Raw genomic sequence first — 17,047 nt, forward strand, 5'->3', positions numbered from 1 at the left:
AAGGCGCGGATCGCGCTTTTTCCAAGGGTTTTCTGTTGTCAAATGGTTTTTTTTGTGAAAAACCTGCGTAATCTGCCGGAAACCTGAATGTTTTGGGCATTTTCGGTGTATAATGGAATTATATCAACCTATTATAGTAAAATATACTTATATGCCTGACTGCAAGGTATCCAAGGAGGAAATGGATATGGATAACATCACATCTCTGTCGGAATTGCTGGCAGAGCAGAAGGCGTCGTCGTATATAGAAATTCCAGGGGTCGTCTCCAGAACATTCGGCCAAACGACGCTTTCTACAACATTGCCCATGAGCAAGCTTTTCGCCATCTATGAAGTGGATTTGGAGGTTCAGCGCTCCATCGTCCCGCAAAACTTGTCCAAAATGATGGACTATATCATGCTCTATCTGGATCACGGACAAGGGATTTATTTTCCGGGGATTATTTTGTCTGCCCGCGGTGCCGGTGAATATGATCCGGATTCACGCTTGTACAGACTTCAAGCCATCGAGAAACTGTACGTGGTCGACGGGCAGCATCGCTTGGCGGCATTCCGGCGTTTGATGGAAACGCTGCAAAGCGCTATGGCGCGGGCCAAAGACCGCAGAGAGTACGATCGTATGGAGGAGATTTCGGCGAAGCTGAGCAAGCTGTACACGTTCCCGATGTCCACGATGATTTATCTTGATATCAATGCGCGTCAAGAGCGCCAGCTGTTCTCGGATATCAATAAGCTCCCGCGCAAGATCGGCGGGAATTTGGCGGTTTTGAGAGAGCAGCGCAGATTTTATCATGTCCTTGCTTCCCGTTTGGCACTGGAGACAGAGGTGATGAAACAAATTCCGGTCGATATGTTTACCGAGCGTGGCAAAGGGCCGGAGTACCTGTTCTCTTATCACCTGCTGATCGAGATAATGATTGGTTTGTTTGAAGGGCGTTTGAAGTCAGCCGCCCGGAACAACGGGTATTACTTCGAGGATCAACAGGTGGAGGAGCACATGAAGCTGGCCGTCCATTACTTTGAGAGCCTGCTGAAGTATTTGCCTGCGCCGGAAAAAGGCGAATTGTGCTGGTCGGAGAACCTGCAAATCGCTCTGTCCATGTTCTTCCATGATGAAGTGACCAAAACCGGCACGTTTAACAAATATGCGCTTGACTATGCGCTTAAAATTTTGCCTCACATCGATTGGGATGCCATTTACACTGGGGATGAGAAAGACCGTTTGCCCAGACGCTCCCGCATTATGAAAGCATACCAGTATATTAAAGATTTTTATCAGGAGCACCATATGTTCCTGATTCGTGAAGACTCGCTTGCTGAACAAGTTTTCCAAACGGATAACACTAAGGAGGACGTTGGCTAATGGACGGCTTAAACCTACAAATGACGATCCATCCGTTTTGTGATCGTTTCGGACTTGCAACGGTAGCCATTCAAGTACAGGATTTGTTGAACTATACAACGATCGACCCGATGGTGCAGAGGAAGCTGAGCGCCGGTCAGCGCCGCAAAATTGCGAACTATTTGCAAGAACGCGATCTTGACCGCGTGTTTTTTGGCCCGGTTACGCTCAGCCTGCGGGATGTCAGCAGCTTGGCTAAGGCGGATAACGGTTTGTTCCTGCGCCCGGGTTCCAAGCTGAGCATACTTGACGGACAGCACCGTATTCTTGCGCTGGGGTATGTAGGCGAGCAAATGCTCAAAGAAGCCCGCAGCCTGGAAAAGAAGGTTGCCGCTTTGAAGATCAAGCATCGCAAGACGCCGGACAATGCGGAAATTGCCGCCGAGCTGGAACAGCTTGAAGGGCAGGTAGAGCAGTTGGAGCGCCGCCGTCTGGAGCTTATGGAAAGCGAGCTGGCGGTTCAGATTTATATCGGCCTTAGCGAAGAAGAAGAAAAGCAGCTGTTTGGAGACATTAACTCCAAGGTGCAGCTGGTAAGCAAGGAGCTCGGCCATTCGTTCGACTCCATCGACCCGCTCAACGTTGTTATTCAGCAGGTAGTGGATCATAACGTGTTCTTGAAGGGCGCGGGCGTGGAACGCAGGGCCAACCTGACCGCATACAACAAAAATTTCACTTCGTTCAGCTGGTTGTATTCTACGGCCACCATGTTGTTTACCGGGAAGATGCAGCCGTCTTATGAGCTGGCGCGTAAGATCAAGCAGGATCCTTCCACGTATATCGAGATTTTGCACCAGTTCTTTACCACGCTCATTCCGTTGATGCCGGAACAGCCTGGTCTGCCTCAGTACAGTTCGTCTTCGCGTGCCATGCAGGAGAGTATCGCGCTTTATGCGAACCGTTATTTGTTTGCGGACGGCAAATATGTGAAAAACTGGACGACCTGTTTGAACATTTTTGAAGGCTTCGACTGGACCCATGAAAACGAGCAGCTGATCGAACGTTTCGGGCTGCTTGACAATGGGAAGCTGAACCTCATTCATGAGAAATCGCTGCGCAAACACGCCAAACTGGTTGAATTGTTCCAGGAGATGCATGGCGACCCGGTCAATGAAGATGAAGCATCAGCATAATCGAAAATGAGAAAAGCTCCACGGCGACCCATAGGTTTCTGTGGAGCTTTTTTGGTTTTCGGAGCGATGTAAACTTAAACGCCGGTCAGTTTGTTGATGACCATAATTGCCGCACCGGTGGCAAGCGCATCTTCCCCCAAGGAGCCCTGGCTGAACACGACCTGGTACTTCGGATAGTAGTAGGTTCTTTGGATGGCGACGCGAGTGGCGGTATGGAAAAAACCGGGATGGCTGCCGATCAAAGCACCGCCGAGAATGACTTTCTCGGGATGCAGAATATTGAGCAAATTGGATAATCCGATGCCAAAATAAGTGGCGGCCTGAGTGAACAATTCGACGGTTAGAGGATCATTCTCGCGCAAAGCCTGTCCCAGATGAGCAAACGTGATTTTCTCCGGATCCGGCTCCAAACGGAGCAATAGGCTGTCACGCCCTTGCTTAAGCCGGCGCTGAGCCTGCCGCTCCAGCGCATGAATGGAGGCGTACGATTCCCAGGCGCCGAAATTGCCTTCATCCCACAGCCGGGTCCCGTCGGTTTGAATAATCATCTGCCCGACGGCTCCTTCCATGTCCACTGCCCCGTAAACGACCTGCCCGTTCGTCATCATGGCCGAGCGCAGGCCGACGCCGACATGAATATACAGCAGATGCCGATAATCCCGCCCGCGGTCGGACCAGGACTCTCCGATCAGGGCGGTATTGGCCCCGTTGTCGAGGAGAACGGGAAACCCGAGCCTCTGCCCCAGAACGTCGGTCACGTGCACCTGGTTCCAGCCCTCGGAAGGGAAATATAAGGGTTCCAGGATGGTGCCCGAGGCTCGATCGACCGGTCCTACCGCCCCGACACCCATGCCAAGCACTTTATTTGAGGAAATGCCGCGCCCGGACATCATCTTCTGCGCCGTCAAGACAATCTCATCAAACAGTACATCCGGACTAAGGCTCTCGGTCATCACCCAGGTTTTCGACTCCAGCTTGTTCATTTGCAGGTCGAAGAGCATCAGCTTGGAGTACATTCTGGATATATCCAGTCCGAACACATAGGCATAGTTGGGATTAATGGTGTATAGAATCGGCCTTCTGCCGCCTGTCGATTCTCCAAAGCCCGCCTCCAGGATCAGCCCTTGCGCCGTTAGCTCTTCAAGGGTTCGGGTCAGGGTGCTGCCGGTCAGGCCGCTCTTATCGAGGAGGTCGATTTTGGATACGGTTCCCACTTTTCGTATTTGTTCAAAAATATCTTTTGCTTTCCGGCCGGAAATTCTTCGTTCCAGGCTATCATGTTCCATGATCTTCCTCCGATGCCAGAATCATTGCTGATTAAAATATAATTATACTATACTCGTGACGGGTCGGAAACAATAACGTGATTTTTGAGGCCGTGTTCTGGTAAAATAGGGTGTAGTTTGCGGTATTCAATCGGCTGTATGAGATATGCGGGAAGGGACGATGGAGAGATGGCGGAGTGGTTTGAAAAGAGCTTTGGACAAGATTATTTGTTGGTATATAAACATCGTGATTTACAAGGGGCTTATGAAGAGGTTCATCGGATGATGGACTGGCTGGAGCTGCCGGAAGGAGCGAGAGTGCTTGATTTATGCTGTGGAATGGGCCGCCATTCGATGGCGCTTCATGACTTTGGCTTTCAGGTCACGGGAGTCGACCTTTCTGAGGTGCTTTTGGCAGAGGCGAAGAAGCTGGACAGGAAGGGCGAAGTGCGATGGATTCGTGGAGATATGCGCAGCGTGCCTTTGACGGAGCAGTTTGATGCGGTTGTTAATTTGTTTACGTCCTTCGGTTATTTTACCGAGCCTTCTGACAATGAAAGGGTATTAAGGGAAATTCAAAGACTGCTTAAACCGGAAGGACGTTTCATTATCGACTATTTGAATCCGTCTTATGTGGCCGCTCACCTCGTCCCGCATTCGGTGCGTACGGAAGGCGGGATTACCATCGACGAACGGCGTCGGATCGAGGATGGGTTCGTCCGGAAAACGATTGTGCTGCAGGATGAAAAGAACCGGGAAGAACGGGTTTATGATGAGCAGGTGAGGCTAATTGATCGGGAAACCTTTCTTCAGATGCTGAGCAGGGCGGGATTGGCTGTAGATGCCGTGTACGGCGGCTACGATGCTTCTCCATATGAGCCCGATGACTCCCAACGGATGATTTTTGTAGGCAGGAGGGAAGCGTAGGATGTCAAGTCGATTGTCGTTATCCACTACGGTTACGGAGCACGGCGATGTTCTGCAGGTGAAAGTTCCGCTTCCGTTTCCTTTGCGCTTTGTCAACAGCTATCTGCTGCCCGGGCCCGGCGGCTGGACATTGATCGATCCGGGCCTCCGGACGGAAGCGGCCGAATTGCTGTGGGAGTCGGTGCTCGCCGAACGTGGGATTCGTTTTGACCACATCGAGCGAATCGCGCTCACTCATCATCATCCCGACCATTATGGCCTGGCAGGATGGTTTCAGGAACGCTCGGGCGGCGCTCCCGTCTTGATGTCGCGGACGGCCTGGGAGCAAACCCGTCTCCTGTGGGGCGAGGGTCAGCCTATGACGGAAAAGCTGATGGCGCTGTTTCGAACCAACGGGCTGCCCGCGGAGCTGGAGAAGGCGGTGCGGGAGAATATGGACAGCTTCGTACAGGCCGTATCGCCGCAGCCGCAAGTCACCATTATTGATGAAGCGCAAAAAGTAAGGCTGGGCAAGGACGACTACGAGCCTATACATACGCCGGGGCATGCTTCCGGGCACCTGATCTTTTATCGTGCGGAGACGGCAACGATGTTTTGCGGCGACCATGTGCTGCCGCAAATTTCGCCTAATGTCAGCTATTTGCCCGGTATCGACGAGAACCCGCTTGCAAGCTATATGGCGAGCTTGGAGCTGATCAGCCGCTACGAGGTGCGCCTGGCGTTTCCGGGCCACCGGGAGCCGTTCGCTCATTTGCAGCAGCGGGCGAAGGAACTGATCGCTCATCACCGTCAGAGGCTTGAATCGATGCGTGTTCTCCTGACGCAGCCGCGTACGGCTTATGACGTATGCCGCGCCGCCTTCGGAGAGAAGCTGAGCACGCACCAGCTCCGGTTCGCTCTGTCGGAGACGGTGGCGCACCTGATCTGGCTGCGCGAACAAGGGGCGGCGCGGTGTACAGAGCGGGACGGCATCATCCGCTATGAGCAGCAATAAGCCGAGTGTGCCTGTTCCGGCGCGATAAGCAAGATCTGGTGCTTTCTGCATATTTTACTGCAAAATGGGAAATATGAGACCAGTAAGAAATGCAGAGCTCTTGCTCTCTGCCATGCGCAAAGGAAGGGGAAGGCTCAATGACAAAAGACGGCTTGCCGCCGAAAGGCGCATCGCTCCGGCTGCTGCTTCCGGTCATCGCATGCCTTGTTGCGGCAACCGGCTGCAGGGCATCTGATAACGAATCGATGAGGCCGCTTCCGTACGAAGGGGCGCGGCTGACGATGGCCGGAGTTGACGATGGTCCGGGAGGACTGCGCGTAACGACTTCGGAGCACTTCGCCCGCTTGGCGGGCGGGAAGCTGCAGACTTATGCGGCGGCGGAGCCGCGCTCGCAATCCTTTGCCACCTTCGCGGACGCAGCTTGGCAGTGGGAACAAAAAGCGTCTCCGCAATTTATTGCCGTCGGTGAAGCCTGGGTGCGTACTCACGGCTTCCCGGCATCCTGGGCCAAGCAGCTGCAGCGGCTTGGTGTGAGGCAAGGACGCAAGCCCTTGCTTGCCGTTGTGGAAGGCTCGGCCGAGCGATGGGTGCGCAGCCCCGGCGGAGCGGAAGGCGGTATGGCGCTGCTCGGCCAAAGCGGCTGGGCCTTAGACACGCTGGGCGCCTATGATTCCCGGTATGGCGACGACCTTGTCCTGCCTTATCTGCCTGCGGAGGCGTTATCCCGGTCGGGCGAGGGCAGCCGGAAGACAGCTCCTCAGGCCCTGCTGTTTAAAAATCAAAAGCTTGTCACCGTGCTTTCCGCCGGTCAAAGCGAACTGCTTTCCTGCTTGCGGGGTAGCGATCTGTCTCGGCTTGTTTGGCCGGGGACGGATCAGGCAGAATCCGCCGCCGGCAGATCCACAACGCTTCGGCAGGTCTCCTGCAGGGCGGATATAGCCGCCAATGGCGATTTAAAGCAGCCGAAGCTGAGGGTGGTTTTGACGGTATCGGCACTTTCGGACGGACGGTCAACCGCCGGGCAGTGGAAAGAAAGGCTGAAGCAGAAGGGGGCGGAGCTTATCCGTTCTCTGCAGGAGCTTCGGACCGACCCGCTGCGTCTGGGGGAAGCCGTCCGTAAGCAGTACAGCGGCTTATGGACGCAAGAACGATGGAGAGAAGCGCTGTCTCGGGCGGAAATCAAATTGGACGTCGACGTCAATTTACATGGAGGTATGTAAACAATGAATGCACGATATCCGTGGAAACTGGGAACGGTATGGTTCTTTGCACTGCTCCTCGCGTCATCTCTGTTTGCCTTAACGGCCTGCCAGAAGGATCAGACTACGCCCCCGCAGGGGCAAAATCAAAATCAAGGAGACCAGGCTGCCAACCCGCCGGCGGCTCAGGTGCAGCTTGTGCCGATCAGCTACACGGAGGCGGACAAGGAGAATATTCGAAATACTGCCAAGTTCACCGGAGTCGCTTCCATTTATGTACCGCAAAAAGCGGTTCCCGATGACAAGATCGACCAAGTGCAGGGCAACGGGAAGGTGATGACGGTGAAATTTAAACATATGGCTGTCCTGGAGTCGCCTGAAGAGCTCAGGCCGCCGGGGCAGGAGTCCGAGAAAGAAGTGAAGCTAAGTATTGGTACAGCCGACTGGTTAACGGTAAACGGACAGCGCGCGCTCTATCTGAAGCAGGGGGACACGTTTATCGCCATCCAGCCCCTCCAAGGCACTGCTCCGGAAGCCATAGAAGCCATTGCCGAAACGCTGGCGCCGCTCGAATAAACAGCCTGACCTGTAAACAAAGAGGGCGATGCTTCTCATCCATGAGAGGCATCGCCCTTGTTTTTACGGAGCGGTATTACCGCATTCCTTTCTCTTTTTCTTCCTGTTTGCGGTGTGCAATCCGACTGCTGGCCGATGCGGCGATGGCTCCGACGATATCGTCCAAAAACGTATGCTTGCGCTCGCCGTTTTTATCGTTAAGTTCTTTTACAATACCCGGTTTGAGCTTGTCGATATAGCCGAAATTCGTCAGACCGATGCTGCCGTATACGTTAACGATGGAGAGCGCCAGGATTTCATCGCAGCCGTAAAGCCCTTCATCGTTCTCGATCATTTCCTGCAGAGGGGACATCAGTTTGCCCTGCTCCGACAAGATATCCAGCTGAATGCCTGTCAGAATGGCATTTTGCACTTCCCGCTTGGACAACACCTGTTCCACGCTGGACAGGCATTCTTCCATCGTCAGGTTATCATAATAATCTTTTTGCAGAAAATACGTCAGTTCTGCAATATCCTCAGTCCGGACCCCGCGTTTCATAAGCCATTCACGGGAGGCTTCAGCCACTTCCTTGCTGTTCAAAGTGTATTTCATGAGGACGCCTCCTTCGTATTTTCGATCTGGCGATTCGCTTCTTTTTGGGGAAACACATTTTTTATTATAGGCTTCCAAGGACAGGAAAATCAAGGATTCTTCCGCTCTAAGAGCTAGAAAGGCAGATCCGAATGCGGCAGATAAATTATTGTCATAAACTTGTCTCTGTCTCGTATACATAGAGTAAAAAAAGGACAACACCCCGACAATCAAGGAGGAAAAGCAATGAAACAGTACAAATGGACACGGTGGGCCGCCGTTACCGGCATTGTGGTGCTGCTGGCTTCCGGCTGCTCGGAAGCGACAAAGGAACAATCCCAGCCGATCGATCCTCCACAGACCGGGACGGATGCCGGGGCCGCGGGGGCCAAAGCCGTCTTGGCTGCCATTGCCAATCCGATGCAGATTACGGTATATGCAAAGGATGAGAAAGGTTTTGTCGCACCTATTGCCTTACAGGTCGAGAAGACAGAAGGCACAGCCAAGAGAGCTCTGGAATATATGGTGGAAGGCGGGCCGTCACAAGGCCGGCTTCCGGCGGGCTTCACGAGTCTGCTGCCCAAAGGAACCGAAATTAAAGGCATCAATATTAAAGATAAGCTCGCTATCGTAGATTTCTCCAATTCCTTCACAGATTATAACCTGCAGGACGAAAGGAAAATATTGGAGGGCATTACTTGGACTCTTACGAGCTTTCCGACCGTGGACAAAGTGCAAATTCGCGTAGAGGGTAAGGCGCTGAAAGAAATGCCCGTCGGCGAAACGCCGTTGGACGAAGCGCTGACTCGGGAGATGGGCATCAACCTGGAGAAATCCGAACACGTGGAATACGGGCAGACGACTCCTGTGACCCTTTATTTCCTGAATCAAAATCAGGAAGAATACAGCTACTATGTGCCGGTGACCCGATTGATCAAGCGGACCGACGAGGTCACTGAAGCGGTTGTGCAGCAGCTTATAGCCGGTCCGAATGAGAAGACAGGCTTGAGCGCCGTGATGACGCCCGGCGCGGAGCTGCTCAAGGTTAGCAAAGCGGAGGATATCATCACGGTCAATTTCTCCGACAAGATGCTCGGACCGGATCATAAAGCTCCGGCCGAAGCGTTGAGAGCCGTTGTGCTTTCCTTGACGGAGAATGCGGGAGCGGCCACCAAAGTGCAAATTTTGGTCAACGGGAAAGCGGATGTGAGCACGACGGACAACCAAAGCTACGCGAAGCCGGTGTCCAGACCGCAGGCGGTCAATCAGATCAAATTATAAGTCTTATACTCACGAATATTTCCCCCTTTATGCGGCGGTGTCCGATAAAGGGGGAATTTTAACCAATTCTATTGATGAACAAGGGCGTCCTTAACGGAAATCGGTGCCGGTTGGTTTTCCGGATTTGCTCTGGTACAATAAGGAGCGTCAGAGCAAAAGGAGGAAGAAGCACTTGATGAGAAGCGACGGCCGAAGAGCCGATGAAACCAGGCCGGTAAAAATCACGGCGAATTATAATAAACATGCGGAAGGCTCCGTGCTCATCGAAGTGGGCGATACCAAGGTGATCTGTACCGCTACGATAGAAGAGCGGGTGCCCCCGTTTATGAAAGGGCAGGGCAAGGGCTGGGTAACGGCGGAATATTCGATGCTGCCCCGCGCGACCTCGGTCCGAAACCAGAGGGAATCGGCCAGAGGCAAGCTGGGCGGCCGAACCATGGAAATTCAGCGGTTGATTGGCCGTGCGCTGCGTTCTGTCGTTCAACTGGATGCGCTTGGAGAACGGTCCGTCACACTCGACTGCGACGTGATTCAAGCGGATGGCGGAACCCGTACGACGTCGATCACGGGGGCGTTTGTAGCGATGGCCATTGCGATCGATAAACTGGCAACCGACAAAAAATTAAGCCGTTTTCCGATCATTGATTTTCTTGGCTCGGTCAGTGTGGGCGTTATCCAGGAACAAGCGCTTCTTGATTTGAATTACGACGAAGATTCCAAGGCCAAGGTGGATATGAATGTGGTAATGACCGGCAGCGGCAAATTTGTAGAGGTTCAAGGGACAGGAGAGGAATCGCCGTTCTCCCGCAAAGAGCTCGATGAGCTGCTGTTGTTAGCTGAGCTTGGCATCCAATCCATGATCAGTGAACAGGAAAAAGTGCTCGGAGTGATCTCTGAACGGATCAGGGGGGCTGCCCATGCTGCTTACCGGGTCTGAAATCCTTATTGCAACGAAGAACGCTGGAAAGGTAAAAGAGTTCGAATCCCTCTTTCGGGACAAAGGCTTGACGGTTCGCAGCCTGCGGGATTACCCGGACATTCCGGACATCCCGGAGGATGGGGAAACGTTCGCGGCCAACGCGCTGATTAAAGCGAGGGCGATCGCCCTGCGGTTCGGAGTCGCGGTCGCTGCCGACGATTCCGGATTATGCGTAGATCGGCTGGACGGCGCTCCCGGAGTGTATTCCGCGCGTTACGCCGGAGAGCCGCCGGATGATGCGGCGAACAACCGCAAGCTGCTGGATGAACTGGGTAAGCGCGCAGCGCCTGCTCAAGGCCCCGCGCCGGGCGGGCCTGTATATCTCAGCCCGGCCCGGTTCGTGTGCGCCATAGCGCTTGTGGACAAGCATGGCGAGCCTGTAGCCGAGGTTGAAGGGGAATGCGAAGGCGTCATCATCGATTCGCCGAGGGGAGAACGGGGCTTCGGATACGACCCCCTCTTCTATGTGCCGGAGCTTGGCCGTACGCTTGCCGAGCTTACGATGGAGGAGAAAAACGCCTTGAGCCACCGCGGCCGTGCGCTGCGAAAGCTGTGGGACATGCTTGACCGCAAATAAATGACGGGACAAGCCTGCACGGTGAAACATTCCGGCAGTTCGTCCCGTCATTTTATTTAGAGGCCGATTTCCGTACGCCGTCAGCGAATGCCCACTTTGTAGGCGCGAAGCCAGGTGTCCACTTGGGCAAGGTAGGCCAAGAGCTGGGGTCCTGTCATCAGCTGTCCGAACCAGGGAAGGTCGAACCGGCTGCCGTCGTCCTCGGCTAACGCGCGGATTTTGGCGACATCGATAAATTGCAGCAGCGGCGAGGAGGAATCGTGCAAAATGTCCAGAACCCAGGAACGGACAGCCGACAAGTAATTTGGATTGTGTGTTTTCGGATACGGGCTTTTTTTACGGGTCAGCACGTCGTCGGGCAAGGAGCCCTTGAGCGCTTTCCGCAAAATGCCTTTTTCACGGTCGCCCGCTGTCTTGACTTCCCAGGGAATGTTCCAGACGTATTCAACGAGCCGGTGATCGCAAAAAGGTACGCGAACCTCAAGTCCCACCGCCATGCTCATCCGGTCCTTCCGGTCGAGCAGGGTCGGCATGAACCGGGTGATATTGAGATACGACATCTCGCGCATCCGGTTTTGCTTCCGGTTCTCGCCGGCAAGCCGCGGAACTTCGGATAACGCCTGGCGGTACCGTTCCTGAACATACTGCTCCGGCTTCACCCAATCGACAAAATCAGGCGACAGCAAAGCGATGCGCTCCGGAGTGGCGAGCGACCAGGGGAAGGTTTGCGCGTTCAGGGCATCGTCACGATGAAACCAGGGATAGCCGCCGAATATTTCATCCGCGGCCTCGCCGGAAATCGCCACCGTAGCGCCCTTTTTGATTTCCCGGCAGAACAAGTACAGCGAGCCGTCGACATCGGCCATCCCCGGCAAATCACGGGCGTACACTACATTTTTCAGGGAGTCTACAAGCTCCGGCGTATCAAATTCCAGCGCGTGATGAACGGTGCCCAAGTAATCCGTCATCCGTTGGATCCAGGGCGCATCGGCGTTCGGCTGGAAGGCGCTCGTTTTGAAATGCTTGTCATTATCCACGTAATCGATCGAGTAGGTATGCAGTGTGCCGAGCCCTTGCGCATGATAATGACGGGAAGCAAAAGACGTAAGCGCGCTGGAATCCAGTCCGCCCGAGAGCAGTGTGCAGACCGGCACGTCGGAAGCAAGCTGGCGTTGAACCGTATCCTCCAGAAGCTCACGCACCTTCCCGGCAGTGGCCTCGACGGTATCCTCGTGAGGCTTGCTTTCCAGCTTCCAGTAAGCGCGGATGCGAATGCCGTTCGCATCCAGGACCATGCAGTGGCCGGGCTTCAGCTCGTGCATATTTTTGTATACGCCGTGCCCGGGGGTACGCGCCGGTCCTAAAGCGAAGATCTCGGCCAGCCCCTCCCCGCTGATTTGGGCGGGAAAATCGGGATGTGCGAGAATGGCTTTAGGCTCCGAACCGAACAGAAGCCGTCCGTCCGTGTAGGAATAAAAAAACGGCTTGACGCCGAGCCGGTCGCGGGCCGCGAACAGAGTTTGCTCTTCATCATCCCAAACGGCGAAAGCAAAAATGCCGTTAAACCGATCCACGCAGGCCCGGCCCCATTCGATAAACGCCACGAGGAGCACCTCGGTGTCGCATGCGGTTAGAAAACGGTGGCCGCACAGCTCCAGTTCCTTTTTCAGCTCGGGGGCATTATACAGCTCACCGTTGTATACAAGGCTGTACGTATTGTCGCCTGCTCTCCGCGTCATCGGCTGCACGCCGTTCTCCGGGTCCATGACGCTCAGACGGCGGTGGCCGAGGGCGCAACGGGGCGTGATCCAGGTGCCGGAAGCGTCCGGACCGCGGGGGGCCAGCGTATCCGTCATATTTTCAAGAATGGACGGATACTGCGTCAAGTCTTTGTGCCAATCAATCCATCCCGTAATTCCACACATAGTCTTCATCCTTTCTGATCTCTGGAATTCCTCCAGGCTAACAAGCCTATCCAAGGAGCGACAGCAAGATGTTAAAGGTTATGCGGGAAAAACGCGATTCATGTCTGTCCGTAGCGGGCGGACGGCTCATAAACTTGACGAATAATTGGACAAACGATCGAATAAAAGTTACACTAAAGCGTATAAAACCATTGGGTAAGTTCTGCCTTGCGCGGCCTATGAAACAAAAAAGCGGAGTTTTGGTTCCCTTTTTTCATCACGGCGCAGGACAGGAAGGCAGAGAATCAACATGAAAGGTGGTCATAAGTATGAAAAAGACTTTATCGGAGCAGCAAAAGGAATATAAAGAAGCCAAGGAGCATTTTGAGAAAGTCAACAAAGAGTTCGAGCAAAAGCTGGCTACCACGAAGAAGCTGGGTACCGTAAACCAGGAAGTCATGGAGCGGCTTGTTGAAGATACCGGATTGCACACGGCCCTGAACCGTCTCGGAGCGGCGGAAGCTGCGCTTTTGAACTGGTCTCACCAGATGATTCAAAATGAACGCGACTACTTGCAAAACAAGGAAGCTGTCGACAGAATGTACGCCTTCATCGACAAAAATCCGCACATCAAGGCTCAATTGATCCAAGCCGCCATGAAAATGGACTAAGATCTGCGGACGAATGTCAAACCCCATACCAACGTACCAGTTGAAATTACATGCAGCCCGGATGGATGCCATCAGGGGCTTTTTTGTGATCAGCAGCCGCAGCAGGCAAATTTTGCTTTCGGCTTCTTTTTCGGGTACACTGGCATTCATAAGAAAGTCGCTTAAGGAAAGGCGGTGTCACATGAACGGACAATCGAACGATAATGTAATTCTATTTCCCAAAACCGTCGAGTACTATCAATATGAACTGACCCGTCTTCTGGAGTCGGAACAATACGGCGAAGCGATCAGGCTGCTGCGTTTCCTCCTTGCCTGCCAGTCCGGCGACGCAAGGGCGAGGGAAGAATGGCAATCGCTTCTGGATTGGCTGTATATGATGTTTCCCGATCTCATATTCAAACCCGAAAGCGACTTGGAGCAGGATCTGAGCGAGACGGATTTGCTGCGCGAGCATCTGAGCGCAAAAGGTGAACAGAGCATGGAGTATGCCCAAAAGCTGCTGGAAAGCCTGAAGGAACACAAGGACGTGGACAAGCTGATGCTGGCGCTGGATCAGCTCGCTTTTTTGGATCATCCGGATATTGATCAAGCCCTGCTCGATTGGCTTACGCAGATGCCGCTTCATCCCATTGTTCAATTCAAAACGCTCCAAACGTTAAAAAAGCGCGGTGTCACCGGTGTTGTGGCGCTCCATAAGAACGGGGAAACGGCGGAGGTCGATATCGAGGATACGCCTGCGGGTTTCGACCAGTTCCCTTCGCAAATTCAAGATATTATCCATCGGGTGCAGGAAATCAGCGAAACGCAGCACCCGGCTTTATCCTATTTTGCAGGGGAAACCTGGAACGAATTCCTCGCGTTTATTTACGGCACCTCGTTTTATGACCAAATGCTGAAGCAGGAAACCGATTGCGTGGATGTTTGGGCCGCAGCGCTGCACTTGACGCTGTTGGAGCATCTGTTTGAGGGCGGAGACAAAGCGGAAATTCTGGAGCAGTACGGCATTACGTCCGAATTGGCGTTTCAATGGGAGCAGGCGTACCGGTTGATGCAGCAGTTTGCCTCGACTGTATTTACCCGAAGGGTTTGATCGGCGTCTCTATCGTTTTGCAACATTCATTTATACCTTGAAAACGTAACTCATTCTAGTTATAATATAATGGTTATATCGAGAGGCTTGTCCTCAGTTCGTTGCGGTAACAAATCATGGATGGAACATTTTTGGAAGGGGAAAGCATAAAATGAAAGCAAGCTGGGAAAAAATAGAGAAGAACGTAGCCGTTCTTGATATTGAAGTCGAAGCGGAACAGGTGGCCGCCGCCCTGGACAAGGCATTCAAGAAAGTCGTACAAAAGGTGAATGTCCCGGGTTTCCGCAAGGGCAAAGTGCCCCGCGCCATTTTTGAATCCAAATTCGGTGTGGAGAGCTTGTATCAGGACGCGCTTGATATTATTTTGCCGGACGCCTATGTTGCAGCCGTGCAAGAAACAGGCATCGAGCCCATAGACCGTCCTGAAGTAGACGTCGAGCAGTTCGGCAAAGGACAAAGTTTGAAGTTCAAAGCCAAGGTTGCCGTAAAGCCGGAAGTGGAGCTTGGCGAATACAAGGGCATCGAGCTCGAAGCGGAAGAAGCTTCCGTAACGGCGGAAGAAGTCAACGAAGAGCTGGAAAGACTGCAAAAGCGTCATGCGGAGCTGATTCCGGTGGAAGAAGGCGCTGCGCAAAACGGCGACATTGTCGTGATCGATTTCGAGGGCTTTGTAGACGGCGCTGCATTTGAAGGCGGCAAAGCCGAAAGATATTCCCTGGAGCTCGGATCGAACAGCTTTATTCCTGGTTTTGAAGAGCAGCTGGTCGGTTTGGAGAAAGGCGGCGAGAAGGACATTACGGTTACCTTCCCCGAAAACTACCAGGCGGAAGAGCTGCAGGGCAAAGAAGCCGTATTCAAAATCAAGCTGCACGATATCAAGCGCAAAAACCTGCCGGAGCTTGACGACGAATTCGCTAAAGACGTCAGCGAGTTCGAAACGCTTGAAGAGTTCAAGGCTGATCTCGAAAGTAAGCTGAAAGAGCGCAAGCAAAACGAGATCAACGCAAAGAGAGAAGCTCAAGTGGTGGAGAAAGCTGCTGCAGCGGCTGAAGTTGAAATTCCTGAAGTCATGATCAATGACGAGGCCGATCAAATGGTTAAAGAATTTGAAGCCCGTCTGCGTACGCAAGGCATGAACATCGAGATGTACTACCAGTTTACCGGACAAAGCGTCGAGGACCTGAAAGGTCAAATGCGCGCCGACGCCGAGAAGCGCGTACGGAATAACCTGGTGCTCGAAGCCATTGCCAAGGCTGAGAACCTGGAAGCAACAGAAGAGGAAATCAATGCCGAGCTGGAGAATTTGTCCAAATTGTATGGCCGTTCCGCAGACGAGATCCGCAGCATCTTCACGTCCAACGGAAACATGCCTTCCCTGGTTCAGGACATTGTGAACCGTAAAACGGTTAAATTCCTGCTCGACAACAGCAAAACGGCGTAACGAGTAACGCTCATACCGCGTCACATACATTCAAAGGCACGTGTACTTCCATGCGTGCCTTTGTTTTACCCAAAAATTGCGTTTCTGCCGGCTGATGAATGCACATAAGAATGACATAGCAGTACAATAAGAAGTACATAGCTTTGCCTACGCCGTACATATGAACGTTGCGTAGTTGCGTACATAGCGGTATTTAGCCGCAAACGTTTAAACCGACATAAGAACGGCTTTGCTTTTAGTACATAGTAAGCTCACGGAGAGCGCATAATGAGCAGTAGGCGGTTGCCGTCGTTCAGCATGGCGATGGAAACGGCCGTGATGGTTGCAGGCGTGAGATGAGGGCGGGTTATTTGCATGAGAATGACTTTAGCCATTAAACGTGCTACAATGATTTTGTAAGTTCTTTGTATTGCATTAACGAAGTAGAGGGGTTGAGACGATGACTCTGGTACCTATGGTTGTAGAACAGGAAGGCCGCGGCGAACGCTCTTACGATATTTACTCGCGTTTGTTAAAGGATCGCATTATTTTCTTGGGCAGTGCGATCGATGACGATGTCGCCAACCTGGTTATAGCCCAATTGTTATTTTTGGCTGCAACGGATTCCGAGAAGGATATCCACTTGTACATTAACTCCCCTGGCGGTTCCGTTACCGCAGGAATGGGTATATATGATACAATGCAATATATCAAGCCGGACGTTTCGACCATTTGCGTCGGGATGGCTGCAAGTATGGGCTCGTTATTGTTAACCGCCGGGGCGCCGGGCAAACGCTTTGCTTTGCCGAACAGCGAGGTTATGATTCATCAACCGCTTGGAGGAGTTCGCGGTCAGGCATCGGACATTAAAATTCATGCCGACTGGATTATCAAGACCAAGCAGAAGCTGAATCAAATCTATGTGGAACGTACAGGACAGCCATACGAAAAAATCGAACGCGACACAGACCGTGACAATTTCATGAGTGCGGAGGAAGCTAAAGCATACGGGCTCATTGATGCGGTTATCACTCGCAGTGATTTGACATAGAAAAGGA

At 52.9% G+C, this 17,047-nt stretch carries 17 protein-coding genes; 13 read left to right on the top strand and 4 right to left on the bottom strand.

The annotated features are described in order from the left end of the window. Positions 1–187: 187 nt before the first annotated feature. Both BLT35_RS04545 and BLT35_RS04550 read left to right on the top strand, forming a co-directional pair. On the top strand, positions 188–1,363 hold the full coding sequence (locus BLT35_RS04545; protein ID WP_054818989.1) for a DNA sulfur modification protein DndB: 1,176 nt from the start codon (positions 188–190) through the stop codon (positions 1,361–1,363). Next, the gene (locus BLT35_RS04550; RefSeq protein WP_074727120.1) at positions 1,363–2,535 is read left to right on the top strand and encodes a DNA sulfur modification protein DndB; all 1,173 of its coding nucleotides are present in this window, start codon (positions 1,363–1,365) and stop codon (positions 2,533–2,535) included. The genes BLT35_RS04545 and BLT35_RS04550 overlap by 1 nt, the downstream gene beginning before the upstream one ends. Positions 2,536–2,609: 74 nt before the next feature. Here BLT35_RS04550 and BLT35_RS04555 read toward each other — a convergent pair whose 3' ends face one another. After that, positions 2,610–3,821 carry an ROK family protein gene (locus BLT35_RS04555; RefSeq protein ID WP_074727121.1) on the bottom strand — a complete coding sequence of 404 codons (1,212 nt, stop codon included), beginning with the start codon at positions 3,819–3,821 and terminating at the stop codon, positions 2,610–2,612. Positions 3,822–3,989: 168 nt separating this feature from the next. Between BLT35_RS04555 and BLT35_RS04560 the strand changes: the two genes are divergently transcribed. From BLT35_RS04560 to BLT35_RS04575, 4 genes are all read left to right on the top strand, one after another. Then, positions 3,990–4,727, top strand: coding sequence for a class I SAM-dependent methyltransferase (locus BLT35_RS04560; RefSeq protein WP_074727122.1), 738 nt, complete (start codon positions 3,990–3,992; stop codon positions 4,725–4,727). 1 nt (position 4,728) lies between these two features. Then, complete coding sequence (locus BLT35_RS04565; protein ID WP_074727123.1) at positions 4,729–5,721, top strand: MBL fold metallo-hydrolase; 993 nt, start codon at positions 4,729–4,731, stop codon at positions 5,719–5,721. 137 nt (positions 5,722–5,858) lie between these two features. Next, positions 5,859–6,941 (top strand): Ger(x)C family spore germination C-terminal domain-containing protein, encoded by a 1,083-nt coding sequence (locus tag BLT35_RS04570; RefSeq protein WP_074727124.1) that lies wholly within the window; start codon positions 5,859–5,861, stop codon positions 6,939–6,941. 3 nt (positions 6,942–6,944) lie between these two features. Then, positions 6,945–7,496 carry a hypothetical protein gene (locus BLT35_RS04575; RefSeq protein WP_074727125.1) on the top strand — a complete coding sequence of 184 codons (552 nt, stop codon included), beginning with the start codon at positions 6,945–6,947 and terminating at the stop codon, positions 7,494–7,496. 76 nt (positions 7,497–7,572) lie between these two features. Here the strand turns inward: BLT35_RS04575 and BLT35_RS04580 are convergent, their stop codons facing one another. Next, the gene (locus BLT35_RS04580; RefSeq protein WP_054818994.1) at positions 7,573–8,088 is read right to left on the bottom strand and encodes a phosphatidylglycerophosphatase A family protein; all 516 of its coding nucleotides are present in this window, start codon (positions 8,086–8,088) and stop codon (positions 7,573–7,575) included. A gap of 225 nt (positions 8,089–8,313) precedes the next feature. Here BLT35_RS04580 and BLT35_RS04585 point away from each other — a divergent pair, with 225 nt between their 5' ends. The 3 genes from BLT35_RS04585 to BLT35_RS04595 all read left to right on the top strand — a co-directional run bounded on the left by BLT35_RS04585 (position 8,314) and on the right by BLT35_RS04595 (position 10,904). Next, positions 8,314–9,348 (top strand): GerMN domain-containing protein, encoded by a 1,035-nt coding sequence (locus tag BLT35_RS04585; RefSeq protein WP_074727126.1) that lies wholly within the window; start codon positions 8,314–8,316, stop codon positions 9,346–9,348. 175 nt (positions 9,349–9,523) lie between these two features. After that, on the top strand, positions 9,524–10,285 hold the full coding sequence (gene rph / locus BLT35_RS04590; protein WP_074727127.1) for a ribonuclease PH: 762 nt from the start codon (positions 9,524–9,526) through the stop codon (positions 10,283–10,285). Continuing rightward, entirely contained in the window at positions 10,266–10,904 is a 639-nt protein-coding gene (locus BLT35_RS04595; protein WP_074727128.1) for an XTP/dITP diphosphatase, read from the top strand. The genes rph and BLT35_RS04595 overlap by 20 nt, the downstream gene beginning before the upstream one ends. Positions 10,905–10,984: 80 nt before the next feature. Here the strand turns inward: BLT35_RS04595 and asnB are convergent, their stop codons facing one another. After that, on the bottom strand, positions 10,985–12,829 hold the full coding sequence (gene asnB, locus BLT35_RS04600) for an asparagine synthase (glutamine-hydrolyzing) (RefSeq protein WP_074727129.1): 1,845 nt from the start codon (positions 12,827–12,829) through the stop codon (positions 10,985–10,987). A 308-nt stretch (positions 12,830–13,137) separates the two neighbouring features. Here asnB and BLT35_RS04610 point away from each other — a divergent pair, with 308 nt between their 5' ends. From BLT35_RS04610 to tig, 3 genes are all read left to right on the top strand, one after another. Next, a complete protein-coding gene (locus BLT35_RS04610) occupies positions 13,138–13,479 on the top strand; it encodes a hypothetical protein (protein ID WP_054819242.1) in 342 nt (113 codons plus the stop codon). A 181-nt stretch (positions 13,480–13,660) separates the two neighbouring features. Continuing rightward, positions 13,661–14,569, top strand: coding sequence for a hypothetical protein (locus BLT35_RS04615; protein ID WP_074727130.1), 909 nt, complete (start codon positions 13,661–13,663; stop codon positions 14,567–14,569). A 151-nt stretch (positions 14,570–14,720) separates the two neighbouring features. Further along, positions 14,721–16,010 (top strand): trigger factor, encoded by a 1,290-nt coding sequence (tig, locus tag BLT35_RS04620; RefSeq protein WP_074727131.1) that lies wholly within the window; start codon positions 14,721–14,723, stop codon positions 16,008–16,010. Positions 16,011–16,261: 251 nt separating this feature from the next. Here the strand turns inward: tig and BLT35_RS27765 are convergent, their stop codons facing one another. Continuing rightward, complete coding sequence (locus tag BLT35_RS27765; RefSeq protein ID WP_302848183.1) at positions 16,262–16,384, bottom strand: hypothetical protein; 123 nt, start codon at positions 16,382–16,384, stop codon at positions 16,262–16,264. A 65-nt stretch (positions 16,385–16,449) separates the two neighbouring features. Between BLT35_RS27765 and clpP the strand changes: the two genes are divergently transcribed. Then, entirely contained in the window at positions 16,450–17,040 is a 591-nt protein-coding gene (clpP, locus tag BLT35_RS04625) for an ATP-dependent Clp endopeptidase proteolytic subunit ClpP (protein WP_054819243.1), read from the top strand. Positions 17,041–17,047 lie beyond the last annotated feature (7 nt).

The sequence above is a fragment of the Paenibacillus naphthalenovorans genome, from assembly GCF_900099895.1.
Classification (GTDB): domain Bacteria; phylum Bacillota; class Bacilli; order Paenibacillales; family NBRC-103111; genus Paenibacillus_G; species Paenibacillus_G naphthalenovorans.